Origin of the sequence: Marinobacter sp. KMM 10035 (assembly GCF_046537445.1) — a bacterium.
In the GTDB taxonomy this organism is placed as follows: Bacteria; Pseudomonadota; Gammaproteobacteria; order Pseudomonadales; family Oleiphilaceae; genus Marinobacter; species Marinobacter sediminicola.
The window spans coordinates 518,504-533,836 of record NZ_JBBVMG010000002.1; the positions used below are offsets into that span (position 1 = coordinate 518,504).

At 52.3% G+C, this 15,333-nt stretch carries 11 protein-coding genes and 2 pseudogenes; 5 read left to right on the forward strand and 8 right to left on the reverse strand.

Going from position 1 to position 15,333, the window contains the following annotated elements; all coding sequences use genetic code 11:
- Positions 1-21 precede the first annotated feature (21 nt).
- The gene (locus AADB16_RS14245) at positions 22-852 is read left to right on the forward strand and encodes an SDR family oxidoreductase (RefSeq protein ID WP_410804208.1); all 831 of its coding nucleotides are present in this window, start codon (positions 22-24) and stop codon (positions 850-852) included.
- 201 nt (positions 853-1,053) lie between these two features.
- On the opposite strand, the gene AADB16_RS14250 is transcribed toward AADB16_RS14245, so the two are convergent.
- Both AADB16_RS14250 and AADB16_RS14255 read right to left on the reverse strand, forming a co-directional pair.
- Positions 1,054-2,265 carry a CaiB/BaiF CoA transferase family protein gene (locus AADB16_RS14250; protein ID WP_410804210.1) on the reverse strand — a complete coding sequence of 404 codons (1,212 nt, stop codon included), beginning with the start codon at positions 2,263-2,265 and terminating at the stop codon, positions 1,054-1,056.
- Positions 2,266-2,316: 51 nt separating this feature from the next.
- Complete coding sequence (locus AADB16_RS14255) at positions 2,317-3,504, reverse strand: acyl-CoA dehydrogenase (protein ID WP_410804212.1); 1,188 nt, start codon at positions 3,502-3,504, stop codon at positions 2,317-2,319.
- A gap of 168 nt (positions 3,505-3,672) precedes the next feature.
- On the opposite strand from AADB16_RS14255, the gene AADB16_RS14260 reads away from it, so the two are divergent.
- The gene (locus tag AADB16_RS14260; RefSeq protein ID WP_410804214.1) at positions 3,673-4,437 is read left to right on the forward strand and encodes a FadR/GntR family transcriptional regulator; all 765 of its coding nucleotides are present in this window, start codon (positions 3,673-3,675) and stop codon (positions 4,435-4,437) included.
- A gap of 32 nt (positions 4,438-4,469) precedes the next feature.
- A pseudogene (locus tag AADB16_RS14265) lies at positions 4,470-5,005 on the forward strand (IS66 family transposase); the annotation flags it as partial.
- 13 nt (positions 5,006-5,018) lie between these two features.
- On the opposite strand, the pseudogene AADB16_RS14270 reads toward AADB16_RS14265, so the two are convergent.
- Positions 5,019-6,578, reverse strand: a pseudogene (locus AADB16_RS14270) (IS3 family transposase).
- A 217-nt stretch (positions 6,579-6,795) separates the two neighbouring features.
- Here AADB16_RS14270 and AADB16_RS14275 point away from each other — a divergent pair.
- Together AADB16_RS14275 and AADB16_RS14280 are read left to right on the forward strand one after the other, a co-directional pair.
- Entirely contained in the window at positions 6,796-8,790 is a 1,995-nt protein-coding gene (locus AADB16_RS14275; RefSeq protein WP_410804216.1) for an alkaline phosphatase family protein, read from the forward strand.
- A gap of 76 nt (positions 8,791-8,866) precedes the next feature.
- Positions 8,867-9,523 carry an HAD family hydrolase gene (locus tag AADB16_RS14280; RefSeq protein WP_410804218.1) on the forward strand — a complete coding sequence of 219 codons (657 nt, stop codon included), beginning with the start codon at positions 8,867-8,869 and terminating at the stop codon, positions 9,521-9,523.
- A 44-nt stretch (positions 9,524-9,567) separates the two neighbouring features.
- Here the strand turns inward: AADB16_RS14280 and AADB16_RS14285 are convergent, their stop codons facing one another.
- The 5 genes from AADB16_RS14285 to phnX all read right to left on the reverse strand — a co-directional run bounded on the left by AADB16_RS14285 (position 9,568) and on the right by phnX (position 15,331).
- Entirely contained in the window at positions 9,568-10,473 is a 906-nt protein-coding gene (locus AADB16_RS14285; RefSeq protein ID WP_410804220.1) for an EamA family transporter, read from the reverse strand.
- Positions 10,470-12,137 (reverse strand): putative 2-aminoethylphosphonate ABC transporter permease subunit, encoded by a 1,668-nt coding sequence (locus AADB16_RS14290; RefSeq protein ID WP_410804222.1) that lies wholly within the window; start codon positions 12,135-12,137, stop codon positions 10,470-10,472. Before AADB16_RS14290 ends, AADB16_RS14285 begins: the two co-directional genes overlap by 4 nt.
- An 82-nt stretch (positions 12,138-12,219) precedes the next feature.
- A complete protein-coding gene (locus AADB16_RS14295) occupies positions 12,220-13,290 on the reverse strand; it encodes a putative 2-aminoethylphosphonate ABC transporter ATP-binding protein (RefSeq protein WP_410804224.1) in 1,071 nt (356 codons plus the stop codon).
- 72 nt (positions 13,291-13,362) lie between these two features.
- Positions 13,363-14,376 (reverse strand): putative 2-aminoethylphosphonate ABC transporter substrate-binding protein, encoded by a 1,014-nt coding sequence (locus AADB16_RS14300; RefSeq protein ID WP_410804226.1) that lies wholly within the window; start codon positions 14,374-14,376, stop codon positions 13,363-13,365.
- 127 nt (positions 14,377-14,503) lie between these two features.
- Positions 14,504-15,331, reverse strand: coding sequence for a phosphonoacetaldehyde hydrolase (gene phnX, locus AADB16_RS14305; RefSeq protein WP_410804228.1), 828 nt, complete (start codon positions 15,329-15,331; stop codon positions 14,504-14,506).
- Positions 15,332-15,333 lie beyond the last annotated feature (2 nt).

Genomic DNA, 15,333 nt, shown 5'->3' on the forward strand with positions numbered 1-15,333 from the left:
TCTCTTTAAAGAGCTAGCATCATGACTAAAACATGGCTTATTACTGGAACCTCAACCGGCCTCGGCCGTCTTCTCACTGAACGCCTTTTGGAGCGTGGTGATCGCGTGGTTGCAACACTTCGCCAGCCTGACGCACTGAAGGCGCTGGCCGAGCAGTATGGTGATCAACTGCATATTTTTGCGCTTGATGTTACAGACGCGCGGGCCATAAAGACTGTGGTTACGGACGCATTCATGCGGGTCGGGCGTATCGACGTAGTTGTAAGCAACGCGGGATATGCGCTCTTCGGCGCAGCTGAAGAGGCCAGTAGCGCTCAAGTTGAACGGCAAATCGCAACGAATTTGGCGGGCTCTATCCAGCTTATTCGGGCTGTATTGCCTTACTTACGAGCTCAAGGTGGTGGTCGCATTGTTCAACTCTCTTCCGAAGGCGGGCAGATCGCCTATCCGAACTTCAGTTTTTATCATGCAACAAAATGGGGAATCGAAGGCTTTGTGGAATCAGTTGCTCAGGAGGTTGCGCCGTTTGGTATAGACTTTCTGATTGTTGAACCTGGTCCAACCGGTACTAATTTCGTCGAAGGACTGGATCGTGCACAGATTATGGCTTGTTATGAAGACACCCCAGCTGGTGAAGTACGTCGTGCGTTAGCCTCGGGCGCCTTCGCCATTAAGGGCGATGCTCACAAAACAGTCGACGCCATGATTGCCGTCACCGACGCAACGCGCCCACCTTTACGGCTCGCTTTGGGCAGTACCGCCTACACCTCGATTAGCCAGGCACTTACGCACCGGCTAGATCTATTAGAGCAGCAAAAAGACGTAGCGCTATCCGCTGATCGACATGGCTGATCTCTGCCGACAATGAAGAGGAGGAAATCTCTCTGTGTAGTGGTCAACTAATCCCGGAAAATATCATATAGGCAACTCATCTTCGTCTGGCGCCTGCTAGTTCCAAAGGACCAGTTGGCGGGGGGGGGGGCACAGAGACGAAAACAAGCGCTCCCATCAAGTCGTGGCAGCGCATTAAAAGGTGCTTAGAGGAAAGCAGTCTTACCGAATAACGCCTTTGCTTCGCAGGCTGTCTAGATAGTCGTCACGGCCAGGAAATAGCTCGGACAGCACGCTCTTAGTGTGTTCTCCCAATCCGGGTGGAGGCGTGTCAGCATTCATAAGATTATTATTGAAACGGACTGGATTACTCACTAAATTCACTTCGCCAGCTTCCTCATGCGGCATCGCCACCTTCAGCCCTCGGTGCTGCACTTGCGGATCAGCAAACACTTGCTCAATCGAATTGATCGGCCCACAAGGTACTCCTTCGCGCTCTAAAGCCTCAAGCCAGAAGCGCGTTGGCTTAGCTCGAATTAAACTCTCGATTTTAGATACCAGTAGTTTACGGTTTTGTACCCGACTTCGATTGCTAACAAACCTCTCATCTAAGGCTAAATCAGATACACCCGCTACCTTACAGAAACGCCGAAACTGCCCATCATTACCAACCGCCAATATAATGTGGCCATCAGAGGTACTGAAGGCTTGGTAGGGAACGATGTTGGGGTGTGAGTTGCCCATACGTTGCGGGGACTGCCCCGATGTCAGGTAATTCATAGCCTGATTCGCAAGCATGCTAACTTGAACATCCATTAGCGCAACATCAATCCACGTACCCTCACCAGTCCGATTCCGACCTAATAAAGCCGATAGTATTGATGTGGCTGCGTACATGCCGGTGAACAGATCCACCACCGCCACGCCTACCTTCATCGGCTCTCCTCCAGGCTCGTCATCCGGTCGGCCGGTGATATCCATCAACCCCCCCATACCCTGAAGAAGAAAGTCATAACCTGCCCGTTCAGCGTATGGCCCAGTCTGCCCAAACCCTGTGATTGAGCAATAGACGAGATCTGGCTTGACTGCTTTAAGGCTATCGTAATCGAGACCGTAGCGTTTAAGCCCTCCGACCTTAAAATTCTCAAGGACCACATCACAGTGTGTAACTATCTCTCGAATCAGAGCCTGGCCTTCCGGTTGCGCAATATCCACAGTGATGGAGCGTTTGCCTCGATTCGCGGAGAGGTAATAGGCGGCTTCGTGGGTTCCATCCAGATAGGGTGGCCCCCAACCACGGGTGTCGTCCCCCCGCTCTGGATGCTCGACTTTAATCACCTCCGCGCCCATGTCTGCCAAGTGTTGACTACACCAAGGTCCAGCCAATATTCTCGACAGATCCAAAACCCGGATACCAGCTAGAGGCTTCTCCATAGTAATTCTCCTGAGCGGGCCGCAGCCCGCCGCTCTATTGGATACCAGTGATTAGCAAAACGCTTGAATATCAGTCTGGGCACGCCCCAAAATCAACGCATGCACATCGTGAGTACCTTCATAGGTGTTCACGGTTTCAAGGTTCACCATGTGGCGCATCACTCCGAATTCATCGGCAATTCCATTACCACCATGCATATCACGAGCAATCCGGGCCACATCTAAAGCCTTGCCACAGTTGTTTCGCTTAATCATCGATATCATTTCTGGAGCCCAGCTGTCGTTATCCATCAAGCGACCCACCTGCAAGGCGGCCTGAAGACCCAGAGTGATATCAGTTTGCATATTGGCAAGTTTCAATTGAACCAACTGATTCGCCGCTAAAGGGCGACCAAACTGCTTACGATCTAACGTATATTGGCGGGCTGCATGCCAGCAAAATTCAGCTGCGCCCATAGAGCCCCAAGCAATGCCAAACCGGGCTTTGTTCAAACAACCAAAAGGTCCTCTAAGACCGCTGACATTAGGCAGTAAGTTCTCTTCAGGAACAAAAGCTTCGTCCAGTACTATTTCGCCGGTAATGGAAGCTCGTAAACTTAGCTTTCCCTCAATCTTAGGGGTGGAGAAACCTTTGGTGCCACGCTCCACAATGAAGCCCCGAATCTTACCTTCATGAGCTTCAGACTTTGCCCACACAACGGCAATGTCGGCGATTGGACTGTTTGTAATCCACATTTTCTGGCCACTCAGCAGGTAACCTCTATCCACCTTCTTAGCACGCGTAATCATAGAGCCTGGATCCGATCCATGATCCGGCTCAGTCAAACCAAAGCATCCCACCATTTCGCCACTAGCCAGCTTGGGTAAGAATTTGTGCTTTTGCTCTTCAGATCCGTAAGCTTCGATTGGATACATCACCAACGACGACTGGACGCTCATAGCAGAGCGATAGCCAGAATCGACTCGCTCAACTTCACGGGCAATCAAACCGTATGCCACGTGCCCCAATCCTGCCCCACCATACTCTTCAGAAACGGTCGCACCGAGCAGGCCCATTTCGCCCATCTCAGACATGATTTCGCGGTCAAAGCGTTCTTCGCGGTAGGCACTCAATACTCTCGGCTGAAGTTTTTGCTGAGAGTATGCTCGGGCAGCTTCACTAATCTGACGCTCTTCGGTACTCAGCTGCTGACTCAGCAGTAGCGGATCTTCCCAGTTAAAACTTGATGAATATGACATATCGAATCTCCAACGGTTGATAGTGCTCGCTCATATCAGCAACGGCTTCCCGTGACTGGACAGAATTTATGCACTTAATTTATGCGAATAAATACAATAATTCAACCGACTCGAAAAAAAAAGCGCTCTATGGCAAGATGTCCCTTTAACAGGAGATAGCCAAACTTGATGAACGGCCAGAACTTACAGATTCCAAAGCGGGTTAAACGCTCAGACCAAATTGTCGATTCGGTAAAGCGCTGGGTTGCGCTCAACCGAATGCAGCCTGGAGATCGCCTGCCTAACGAACGCGAGCTGATGGAGCAATTTCAGTGTTCGAAGGGAACGGTTCGGGAAGCCCTAAAGTCCCTAGAGGTTCAAGGGCTTATTTCGATTCGCACAGGCCCCAATGGAGGCGCGGTCTTAGAACCAGTACCCTATGAGAAAGCCAGTGAACTATTGCGCAACTTCCTACACTTCGAACAACCCTCAGGACCAGAAATATACGCACTCCGCACCTTAGTGGAGCCCGAGATCGCTGCACTGGCCACTCCACACTTAAGCGAAGAGGATCTAGCTAATTTGGCGAGTCTTATTGCCCACTGTAAAGCGGATCCAGAAACCTTTGAAGAACGGATTGAGCAGCGAATAGCAGAGCTCGATTTTCATGTACTGTTAGCCAAACGATGTGGTAACGCCATGCTGGCTTTCATCGGGCGGTTCGTAAACGATATGATTCGCGACTTAGTAATTTTTAAAAAATCAGCTTTACCAGAACAACGCGAATTTTCGTGCGCCAACCTAGCCTACCACCAGGAGCTTTTAGAGGCTTTCAGAACCAAAGATGCCAAAGCTGCTCGCCGGCTAATGCATGAGCACATGATCTCAGCAGAGCACTTCAATCGTGAGCTTGAGGGCCAATTAAATCATTACTTTCTCGGCATTACCCCATAGGGCTCGTGCCAACTCTCTTACAACCTATTCTAAAGACATCACTGCCGCCCGAACTGCCCCGCACACTGATCCATCACGAACCTGAAAGCACCCAATGCCGCTTTGGCTGCCAGCTCATGCGCATAGGTGAAGACGTCAGTGAAAAGCTGGATTACGTGCCGGGCGAGTTCACGGTAGAGTGACATTTTTATGGCAAATCGGCCTGGAAACTCTGATTCAGGCACCGGTGCCTGCGCAGCTCATCAATAAAGGCATTCCCACCGCCGAATTACTAGCTCAGGTGCGGTTGGCCAAGCACTCGGATCATCTACTGCTATACCGCCAAGAACGCACCTTCGGTCGTGCTGGCCTCGCCATCCCGCGCTCCACTCTGGCGGAGTGGGTGGGCGCTTGCAGTGTGCAATTGCAACCGCTGGTGAATGCTCCTAGAAGTGCACTGCTGGAACACGGCGTTCTGCACGCCGATGAAACACCGATAAGCATGCTGGCTCCGGGCAAGAAGAAGACCCACAAAGCCTACGTCTGGGCTTATTGCACCACACCGTCGGCGATTTTCAACCCAGTTGTCCAAATAGCTGCATCTAAGCAGCTAATTTATTAAGCTCAACTTCCTGCAATTTGCCAGGATTGAGCGATACCGGTCCAGAGACTTCCCAGTTCCGGGTATTGCCAGACCAACGCTGTGGATTCCGGCGCTTTGCTCTTTCATAAACCATTTTCCGATGCACCAGACGCTGGTGATCAACGCCACGATGCCGATCGGCCGGTGTCACGAAGTTGATGCCACTAGATGCCTTTCGTTGTAGGCGTACTCGAACGCCAGCATCCACTCACGCACAGCCGTGAGCGATTTAAAGCCCTTTGAGGGCCACTCCGGGCAGTATTTGACGGTGCGGAACAACGATTCCGAGTATGGATTATCGTTGCTCAACTCTCGGGCGGCTGTGCGACATCAGCATGCCCAGGTCGGCCAGCCGGGCCTTGAGCGTCTAAGACGTCATCGGCTATCAGAATGCAACACGGGCGGATTGTGCCAGCAGCCCTCTCGCAGCAGAGCGCGTTCAACCAGTTTTTTCGCCAGTTCTCCCGACTCCGCTTCATGGATCTCCCAAGCAATGATCTTGCGGCTGTAGATGTCCATGATCAGGTAGAGATACCAATGCTGACCACGCACCGTTGAAGGACAATAACTGATGTCCCAACTCCAGACCTGGTTCGGGCCTGTCGCCGTAAAGCTAGTCGGTTCCGGCACCTTGCGAGGAGGCTTCATGCGCCCTCGGTAGTTTTGTTGCTGGTGCTTGTTCAACACCCGGTAAAACGAGGATTCCGATGCCAGATAAAGACCCTTGTCGGCCAGCGACGGCACGATCTGGGAGGGCGGTAAACTCCGGTATTCGGGTTGATTACACGCACTCAGAATGGCCACTTCCTCGGCTTGTGTGAGTTTATGGGGCTGTTCAGCCCGCTCTGCATCCGGACGCAGATCTTCTGCAACGGTGCCGTTAGCACCTCGCCAACGCTTCAATGTGCGTTCACTCATATCGATCAACTCTGCGGCCTTGAATCGGGCTGCACCACCGGAAACGGCTTCATCAAACAGTTCCAGAGCCTTGCACGTTCATCCAGCGGTGTCAGACATCCTCGTCGCTGTCCGGATCTTCGCAGTACAAGGCTTCGAGCTTTTTTGACAGCACCAGAAGCGACGTCGTCTCAGCTAGAGCTTTACCTTTACGGCGCACTTCGGCCTTCAGCTTCTTGATGGTTTTTCGGGAATCCCTTTGTTGCTTCTGAGCGACTTTGTCCCGGTCTGGCTGCATGCCAGCGCCTTGCAGGCAAGCTTCTTTCCAGCGCTGCACTTGCTCTGGATACAGGCCTTTTTCACGGCAATAAGCACTGAGTTCGGCTTCGGACATAGAAGCCGTTTCCACTACAACGGCTAACTTGGCCTCAGGGGACCAGTCTTCCCCGGTATTACGATTACCTGGCACGGGCATTCCTTGTTGTCGACACTGTTTCAACCAACTATGCAGAGTCACATCGGAGATGCCTTCCTCTGCCGCCACCGACACCACACTTCGGTTCTGCGGAGGCAACAACTTCTTCAACACGGCGGCTTTACGTTCTTCGGAATAACGTGGCATGAATGCTCCCATGCCGCCCCTGATAAGTTATATTCAGGCGAAATTGCCAACTGGACAACTAGGCTGACAGAGGGGGCCCCCTACCCTCACTCATTCGACCCATCTGCAATAACTTTGACATCTTTACGTCAAAATCCTTCCTTACACTACATCTGGCATATACCAGAACTCACTATGCTGACATCCAATATCTAAAAACTGATAAGGAAATAGCACGATGCCTATTCGGAAACGCCCAAAGAGCAAACACCTAGCTGTAGCTACCGCAGCGCTCGTCGCACTAAGTGGCTGCAACGACAGCGATAAAAAAGATGCCAGTGCGGATGTCACCAGCCCTGAAACAGAAGCACCAGTAACCGAACCCACCCGCAAAGCGCTTGTGATAGGCATTGATGGGTTGATGTACGACTACATTGACGTAGTCGACAACCCCGAGCTCAACGAGCCGGAAACTCCAAACTTTGCACGATTCACGCTAACCAAAAGCTTCGCCGGGGGCCTGCTTAATACCACCTCGCACCAGCCTTCCTATTCGGGGCCTAGCTGGTCGAGCATTCTTACAGGTACTTGGGTGGATGGCCACGGCGTGCAAAGTAACAACAGCAAACCTGTCGATACCAACAGTATTTTCACGACACTAGAACAGAGAGACCAGGCGCTTAAAAGCGGGAGTTTCGTATCATGGACTCCTATTAACAGCGGTCACCTGATCAAAGAAATGTCGAGCATCGATCGGAGAATCGACGGCGCTTCCCGCCCCGAAGGTAAGTCGGTCGATACGTTCATCACCGAACAGCTGGTGAACGAGCTGGAACAAGAAGACAGCACCCTCGACTTTATTTTCACTCACCTGGATGAAGTAGATGGCGCAGGCCATTCCTGCGGCTGGTGTGAACCCTATGAAACGGCACTGAGCGAAACCGATGCCCGCTTGGGGCAGATCATGGCTGCCGTTGAGCATCGTGAACGCAACCTGAACGAAGACTGGTTGGTGATGGTCGTATCCGACCATGGCCATCGTCAGGCAGGAGGCCACGGCGGTGATACGGTGATTGAACGCACCAGCGTAATCGGTGTGAACAAACCTGAGATGTTCAACCAGTTCCTGACGACTCCGGCAGCACCACTGTCTCTGTCCGATAACGTGGAACAGAACACACTAATGGCTTATCCCGCCATTACCTCGGTGATGCCAACGGTTATGACCTATTTGGGTCATAACCCAGCGGTCGACGATCAACTCGCTAGCCCTTCCCTGATTGGCGAGCTAGGCACGTACAAGCTCCTTTCCTCAGTTGATCAGGCTGAATCAACAGTGGCAACCGTTAATCTCAGCTGGCAGGCAACTAGCGATGTGAACAAAGTCTTTATCTATCGCGACAACAAACGAATCGCTGAAATGAGCGCCGAGCAAAGTAGTTACGTTGACTCCCTGAAACTAGAAGACCTCGGGGAGGGTTCTCATGCCGTGGTTTACTCCGTGCAGGCTGATATAGGCGCGCCAGTCAGCAGCCGTGTTAAAGTCTCTTTAGCGGAACCCGTCGACCTTGGCAGCCTACTAACCAAACGGCAAAGCTTGTCCAGCTTCAATGAAACCGTTGCCCCGTTCGGGTGGGTGTCTGAAGCTTCCGCCACCCCAGCCTATGTTGACGGTCCCTTCACAAATACCAAAGCGGTCAACCTACAGCGCAGCCAGGGCTACCTTAGCCAAGCCAAGGACTTATCCAACTACGATCAGATCTCCTTCGGTTTCCGCTTCCGGATTAATGGCAATATCCAAGGTGACCCCCACCTTCTCTCTAATAAGGACTGGGCAAGCGGTTATAACCCGGGCTTTATCGTGACCGTGACCGACGACAGCATCAAACTTAATTTGGGAGACGGCTCCCACCGAGCAGACACCAGCTGGATGCCGCTGGCTAAGAATCAATGGATCTTTGCGGTGGCCACTATAGATATAACCAATAGTCAGGCTGCGCTGTACTTGCAAGATGCAACGTTCGGCTTCCAGGCGTCGCAGATCAATACCGGCTCTGTCTCGAGCCTGGCTTCACCTTACCCGTTAAATATCGGCGAAGGGGGCGATGGGCACTACAACGTCGGCCGAGGTGTAGAGTTGGACATTGCCGACCTGGTGACCTTTGACCGGTCCCTGACGGAGGCCGAAGCAAAGGCTCTAGCCAACACAACAGCGCCCTTGGGCGACCTGTAAGCTTTGCCTCCGGCTCGAAGCAATTCGGGCCGGGGGAGATCTTTCCCAAAATCCTATTCACACTCAGGAGCTTATTATGCTTGCAATTTTCGATCTCGACGACACTTTGATTCACGGTGACAGCGCTCACCTATTCACAGCTTTCTTACGCGATCAGGGTCTGCATCCAGACCCACAGGCGACCGACAAGGACGCGCGGTTTATCGAAAAATACCAGGACGGGAGCCTTAACCTCGAAGAATATATGGAGTTCAGCCTGCAGCCCCTTAAGGGCTGGAGCAAAAAACGCTTAGAAAATATCGTAAATGCGTTTGTGGTAGAAGTAATCGAGCCACGTATTTGTCCAGCCATGAAACAGCGACTTGATTGGCACCGGCAACAACAACACCGACTGCTCATCATCTCCGCCACCGGCGAACATTTAGTCTTGCCAATCGCAAAGGCACTGGGGGTTCACGAGGCACTCGGAATTGAAATACTTTGGAACGATTTTGAACTGACTGGGGAAATCGGTGCTCGGCGCCCCTTTCAAACCGGTAAGATAGAAGCGCTGAAGCACTGGAGCTCAGTGCAAGCGACAGCTCTGGGCACCACGTGGTTTTATTCCGACTCCCATAACGACCTACCCCTGCTTGAACAAGTAGATTACCCCGTGGCCGTTAATCCCGACCCGCAGCTACTGGCTCGAGCACAGGCCGCTGGCTGGTTGATTCTGGAGGGGGCGAGGCCATGAGCCTGCGCCTCTTGTTACTGAAGCGATCCGTTGACCTGTGCACCCTACCCCAGCACCACCAGAAACAAGCCAAACAAAATCACACTGACTCCCAGTATTTTGGGGCCGTGTAGTGACTCCTTCAAAAACAGCCAGCCCATCAGAACCCCCATAGGAATACTTATCTGACGAAATGCAACCACATAACTGACGTCTTCGGCGTAGGCCATGGCCCACACCACTAAGACATAGGTCCCCATAATTAAAATGCCTGCACCCAGAGTGCTCCGCCATTTCCCTACAAGAACCCTCATCAAGCGCTGCTCTTCAGGCTGGCACAGCACCCCCAAAGATAGCCAAGCCAGAGCCGACCAAGCTTGTAGTATGACAAACAACAACGCCACTTCACCGTCATTGATCTCCAAACCAGGTAGCGCCCGTATCTGCCGAGTGGCGTTATCATCCACCAACGAGTATCCCGCTGTACTGATGGCTGCTACCAGCGCAAAAAACGTTGCAAGGTTGGCGTAGTTCGACCAGCGGATATCTCTGAAATAACGCATGGGCAGAACCATACAACCTGCAACGATCAGCAAAATGCCACAAACTGCCGCCGCGGTGATCCTGTCTGCAGTCCCTAGGAACAGTGCTCCAACCAACAAGATGATGAGCGGAGAAGATCGGGCCAAGGGGTACACAATGGACATCTCTCCATGGCGATACGCAGCCGCAAGCGCACTCAGATAGAAGGCCTGAAAGACGCCTGTTAGAATCACTAGCGTCCATATTTGCGGAGTGAATTGTCGCAGAACATCCCAGTAAGAGAGAAGCAGAGGTGACGAAAGTATCGCCCCCCAAAAAGTGCAGTACCAAAAAAAAGCGCCAGTTGGGCTGACGCTTTTTCCAAAAAGATTCCAGCTTGCATGAGCCAGAGCCGACAGCAAAACAATCAAGATTGCCGAGAAGGTCATGTCTTTCCTTGGCGCCAGGCTCTGGTGGATCGATCCAGCCAGAACCGTAACAGCCCCTGAACCAGTTTCGCGCCGGCACAGGTGATGGTGATCAGCACCGCCATAGCCGCCGCCGGAGCAATATCTCCGGCCTCATCCATATTCAGTACGGCCACTGAAGCCAGTTGAGAGTCATGTCCGTATAAGAACACCACTGCGGACACTGTTGTCATGGCATTTACAAACAGGTACAGCGCCACATCCAGTATCGCCGGCAAACACAGCGGCAAAGTAACGGTCACTAACACCCGCCAGCGGGATGCATTAAGGGACTCACCCACAGCCTCAAACTCTCGGTCGAGCTGCTTCAAGGCCGTGATCGCCGTCAGGTGCGAGACCGCATAAAAGTGTGCGACTGTACATAGGATCAGGATAAATAGAGAACCATATATCACATTCAATGGATTATCCGGATCGTTAAAAAAGAATATGTACGAAAGCCCTAGAACCAGCCCCGGCACCGCCAAGGGCAGCAGAGCCAACAAATGGAACAAGCCTTTAAGGCCAGTGGGTTGCGGAGTCCGCTCCATTAGCCAAGCATTAAAAAACACCAGCGCCGTTCCCAGCACCATCACACCCAGCGCCATTTGAACACTGTTTATGTATGCTCCCCAGCCGCCACCGTCCATCAGATCGAACTGGTAATTCCTGAAACTCAGATCCAAATTGTAAGGCCAGAAGGTTACAAGCGACGCGTATATGGCCATACCAATGATCGCCAGGATAAACACAACCGCAGGGAGCAACATCAGAGCGCCGAGGCAATCACGGGCTTTGTTGGTTCTGGATCTATAGGGTGTCGACTGAGCGGTAAAGCTGGCCGTCTGTTTCCGCTGCACATAACGGTCTGCGGCAAAGGCCAGAAGCGCCGGAAGCAATAGCAACACACTCACCACCGCCCCCATTTCAAACCGTTGCTGACCAACCACCTGCTTGTATATATCCGTGGCCAGAACATCAAATTGACCACCAATCACTTTGGGTACTCCAAAGTCTGTGATCACCAAGGTGAATACCACGAACGCGGCACTCACTAGCCCGTAACGGGCACCCGGCACCGTGACCGTCCAGAAGGTTCGCCAAGGGCTGGCTTTCAAAGACGTGGCAGCTTCGTAATGACGCCCATCGGCATTTTCCATCGCGGTCAGAAGAATCATTAACGCATGGGGGAACGTCCAAAAACAGGAACCAAGGACAACCCCTATCGGGCCGTAGATTTCGGCACCAAACAGCCAGCTTTTAAGCACCCCTTGATTCCCGAATAGATACACCAGACTGATTGCTGATAGCAGTGATGGTGCCAGGATTGGCACTATGAGAATGCCACGAATCAACCCGGTCATTGGCAGCCGAGTTCTCGTTAGTGCCCAAGCTGCCATGAAGGCCAGCAAAACCACCACTACCATACTCAGGGATGCGACCCACAGGGAATTAAAAAATGCAGATTCAACCGCCCCTGACCCAAGATACTGCGCGAAATTGTCCAGACCGACAAAATCGCCGGCTTTATTCTTCACACTTTTGGATAACAGAGTGTACAAAGGAGCTAGGACAAGCAGCGTCAGTACACCACAACCCAATACCAGAAAAAGCGTAAAGCTCCAGCGCTGGCCCAGCTGTCGCATTCTCTCAACCATTGGCCCTAATTTATCAGCAGATGCGGAAAGGTTCATAAATCCATCATTCAGTCTGTCAAAAACAACTATCTCAGGCCGCAAAACAATGCAGCGAATCTGAGGGCAAAATTACGTTTACCCAAACGCCTTGGGCCAATCCAAGCTGTCGGGCTGAGCGGGGGGACACATCAACCACCAAGCGCATACCGCACTCTCTCAGGATTATCTGGGTCCGGATGAAGGCCCCTAGGTAATCCAGCGACACAACCTGAGCTTCCCAACCGTTTCCAGTGAGGGGCTGGAGATGAATATCTTCAGGGCGAATCGCCAGCCTCACCGGCCCCTGCCTGCCTGACAGCTGTTGCTGCAGGTTCAGCACGCGACTTCCCACTTGCACAGAGCGACCACTTACCGCCGAACTGTCCATGAAGTTCATCGCTCCAACAAATTCAGCCACAAACGCCGAAGCCGGCTTTTGATAAACCTCTACCGGTGTTCCAACCTGTTCAATCACGCCGTTGTTCATCACCACAACGCGGTCAGCCATCGCCAGGGCTTCTTCCTGATCGTGCGTCACCATAATGGTGGTCACACCCAACTGTCGCTGCAGCTGTCGGATCTCTGCCCGTAGGTGATTACGGACTTTGGCATCGAGGGCCGATAGCGGCTCATCCAACAGCAACAAACCCGGACTGGGTGCTAGGGCTCGTGCTAGGGCCACTCGCTGCTGCTGGCCGCCTGATAACTGGGTTGGGTATTTTTTAGCCTGATCAGGCAAACCGACGGTGGCTAACAGTTCGCAAACCCTGTGCTGAATCTGTTGCTTAGACGTCCCTACACTGCGCAACCCGTACGCAATATTGTCCGCAACCGTCATATTCGGAAAAAGGGCGTAAGACTGAAAAACAATACCGAAATCACGCGCGTGAGGTGGTTTCAGGGAAATATCAACACCTCCTTGGTACAGCGAACCAGTGGACTGCTGCTCCAAACCGGCAATGATTCGCAACAATGTAGTTTTTCCACACCCCGAAGGCCCCAAAAAACAAACCAACTCACCCGGTTCAATATCCAGATTTACGTCCCGAAGTGCACAAAAATCACCAAAATTCTTACTGACATTTTTTACAACCAGCCGACTGCCCTGAATTGACCGTTTCATGGTTTTAGCCTCCGCTCACTCATCCCGCTTCATCGAAAGTCCGGCCCGATAAGCGGGCCGGAAACCACTCAACTATTTCGCTTCAGATTTGTTGTCGTAACGCTGCTGCCACTTGGCAAGAATCGCGTCGCGATTCTCTGCCGCCCAGGCAAAGTCGTTATCGATGATCAACGCTTCCGCGTTGATAGGGAAATGTTTCACCGGTTTGGCCACGCCCGGCATTGCCACAATAGCGAAGCCTTCGTTATACATTTCCATCGCCTTACGACTAATAGCCCAATCAACGAGTGTCTCGGCGGCATCGACCTTAGATGTACCTTTAATGATGCCTGCAGCTTCCACTTCCCAACCCAAACCTTCTTTTGGGAATGCCAGCTCTAAAGGAGCACCTTGGTCTTTCAAACGGGCACCACGGAAGGCGAATGACACACCAATAGCGGTTTCACCAGACGCAGCCATTTTGCAAGGCTTAGAGCCCGAATGAGTGTAACGACTGATATTGTTGTGCAGGCCATCCATGAAAGCCCAACCTTCGTCCTCACCCATCATCTGCAGCCAGGCAGAAACGTCCAGAAAACCAGTTCCGGAGGAGTTTGGGTTTGGCATCACTACGTGGCCTTGGTACACCGGCTTAGTGAGATCATTCCAGCTAGAGGGGATGGGTAACCCCTCTTTTTCGGCCTCAATTGTGTTAACACAGATGGCTGCCATCCAGGCATTCGTGCCTACCCAAGAAGGCTCATCACCAGAATCGCGGAACTTTGGAGACAGCTTTTCCAGCCCTTCAGGGGAATATGGCCGCAGCATACCTTCGTTTTTCAACATCAGCAGACTGGTACCCGCGAGCCCCCAAACAACATCGGCACGCGGGTTCTCTTTCTCTGCCAACAGACGAGCTGTGACAATCCCTGTGGAATCACGAACCCAGTTAATTTTGATGTCCGGATGATCTTCATTAAAACGCTGCGCATATCGCTTCAGGTCGTCTGCTTCCAGAGCGGTGTAAACTGTCAGTCCGGTCTGTGCCTGAGCTCCAAAAGCTGCAGCACACAAGGCCAAAGCGAGAGCGTGTTTCAATTTTTTCACGTGACGTTCCTCATCTTAAATTGAGCGGACAATTGTCAACTGGTCTACACCAGAGTCGCACCCTCACGATATACAGCAAAGATTTCAATGTCGTGACAGTGCTATGACAATTTCCTTCTTCCTCCGCTCAGGGGCAATCGCCGGCCTCAATTCGATCTTGGATACACGCTAAAACCTCTGGCAACTCTGCGATTGAATCAATAAGGTAGTGCGCGCCCGATAGAGCCATTTTACTGTGTGCAAGTGCGAGACGCTCTGCGCGCGCCGCATCCTCTAACCGATCAAACTGCTCTCGAGAAAGGCCTACCGCATTTCCCGATGCCACCACGGCAACGGTCCACATACCGGCATTCAACCCCTCCTCAATGCCCGTAGCGGTATCATCCACTTTCACGCAGCCCTGAACTGCAGTCACTCCCAGCTCGATAGCGTTGCAAAAACTCATGTAAGGTGCGGGACGACCCATGGGCACCTCGGTGGCGCAGACCACACTCTCCGGCTCAAAACCCTGACGGATCAGTTCCGACAACATTACATCCACCATCTCTCGGCTGTACCCTGTATTAACACCCAATTTGATGCCGTGGGCTCGGGCAAACTCCTGCAGCTTCAGGGCCCCAGGAATCAACTCAGATCGTTGTACAATAGACTGCAGTTGGAAAGGAACAAAAGCCTGGTAGAGACGTTCAATGTCGTCATCAGTAGGCGCAAGATCAAAGCGCTCTAGCCATTGCTGTCTAACTCGAGGCATAACCAGCAGTTGCCGGATGTGCTCTCGTTTTTCTGTCCCCATAGGTTCCCGGGCCTCTGCCTCACTTAACGACAAGCCTTCAGATTCAAAGAGCTTAAGAAATGCCTGGATAGGCGCCAAGGAACCAAAGTCCACACAGGTGCCAGCAAGATCCAGAATAACGGCCTGTACAGGCCCGGTGTACGATCGGGTATAACGGTACATAA

Excerpts from the sequence above, each read along its gene's own strand:
- AADB16_RS14245 (WP_410804208.1), top strand. The coding sequence starts at position 22 with ATGACTAAAACATGGCTTATTACTGGAACCTCAACCGGCCTCGGCCGT.
- AADB16_RS14250 (WP_410804210.1), bottom strand. The coding sequence starts at position 2,265 with ATGGAGAAGCCTCTAGCTGGTATCCGGGTTTTGGATCTGTCGAGAATA.
- AADB16_RS14255 (WP_410804212.1), bottom strand. The coding sequence starts at position 3,504 with ATGTCATATTCATCAAGTTTTAACTGGGAAGATCCGCTACTGCTGAGT.
- AADB16_RS14260 (WP_410804214.1), top strand. The coding sequence starts at position 3,673 with ATGAACGGCCAGAACTTACAGATTCCAAAGCGGGTTAAACGCTCAGAC.
- AADB16_RS14275 (WP_410804216.1), top strand. The coding sequence starts at position 6,796 with ATGCCTATTCGGAAACGCCCAAAGAGCAAACACCTAGCTGTAGCTACC.
- AADB16_RS14280 (WP_410804218.1), top strand. The coding sequence starts at position 8,867 with ATGCTTGCAATTTTCGATCTCGACGACACTTTGATTCACGGTGACAGC.
- AADB16_RS14285 (WP_410804220.1), bottom strand. The coding sequence starts at position 10,473 with ATGACCTTCTCGGCAATCTTGATTGTTTTGCTGTCGGCTCTGGCTCAT.
- AADB16_RS14290 (WP_410804222.1), bottom strand. The coding sequence starts at position 12,137 with ATGCGACAGCTGGGCCAGCGCTGGAGCTTTACGCTTTTTCTGGTATTG.
- AADB16_RS14295 (WP_410804224.1), bottom strand. The coding sequence starts at position 13,290 with ATGAAACGGTCAATTCAGGGCAGTCGGCTGGTTGTAAAAAATGTCAGT.
- phnX (WP_410804228.1), bottom strand. The coding sequence starts at position 15,331 with ATGTACCGTTATACCCGATCGTACACCGGGCCTGTACAGGCCGTTATT.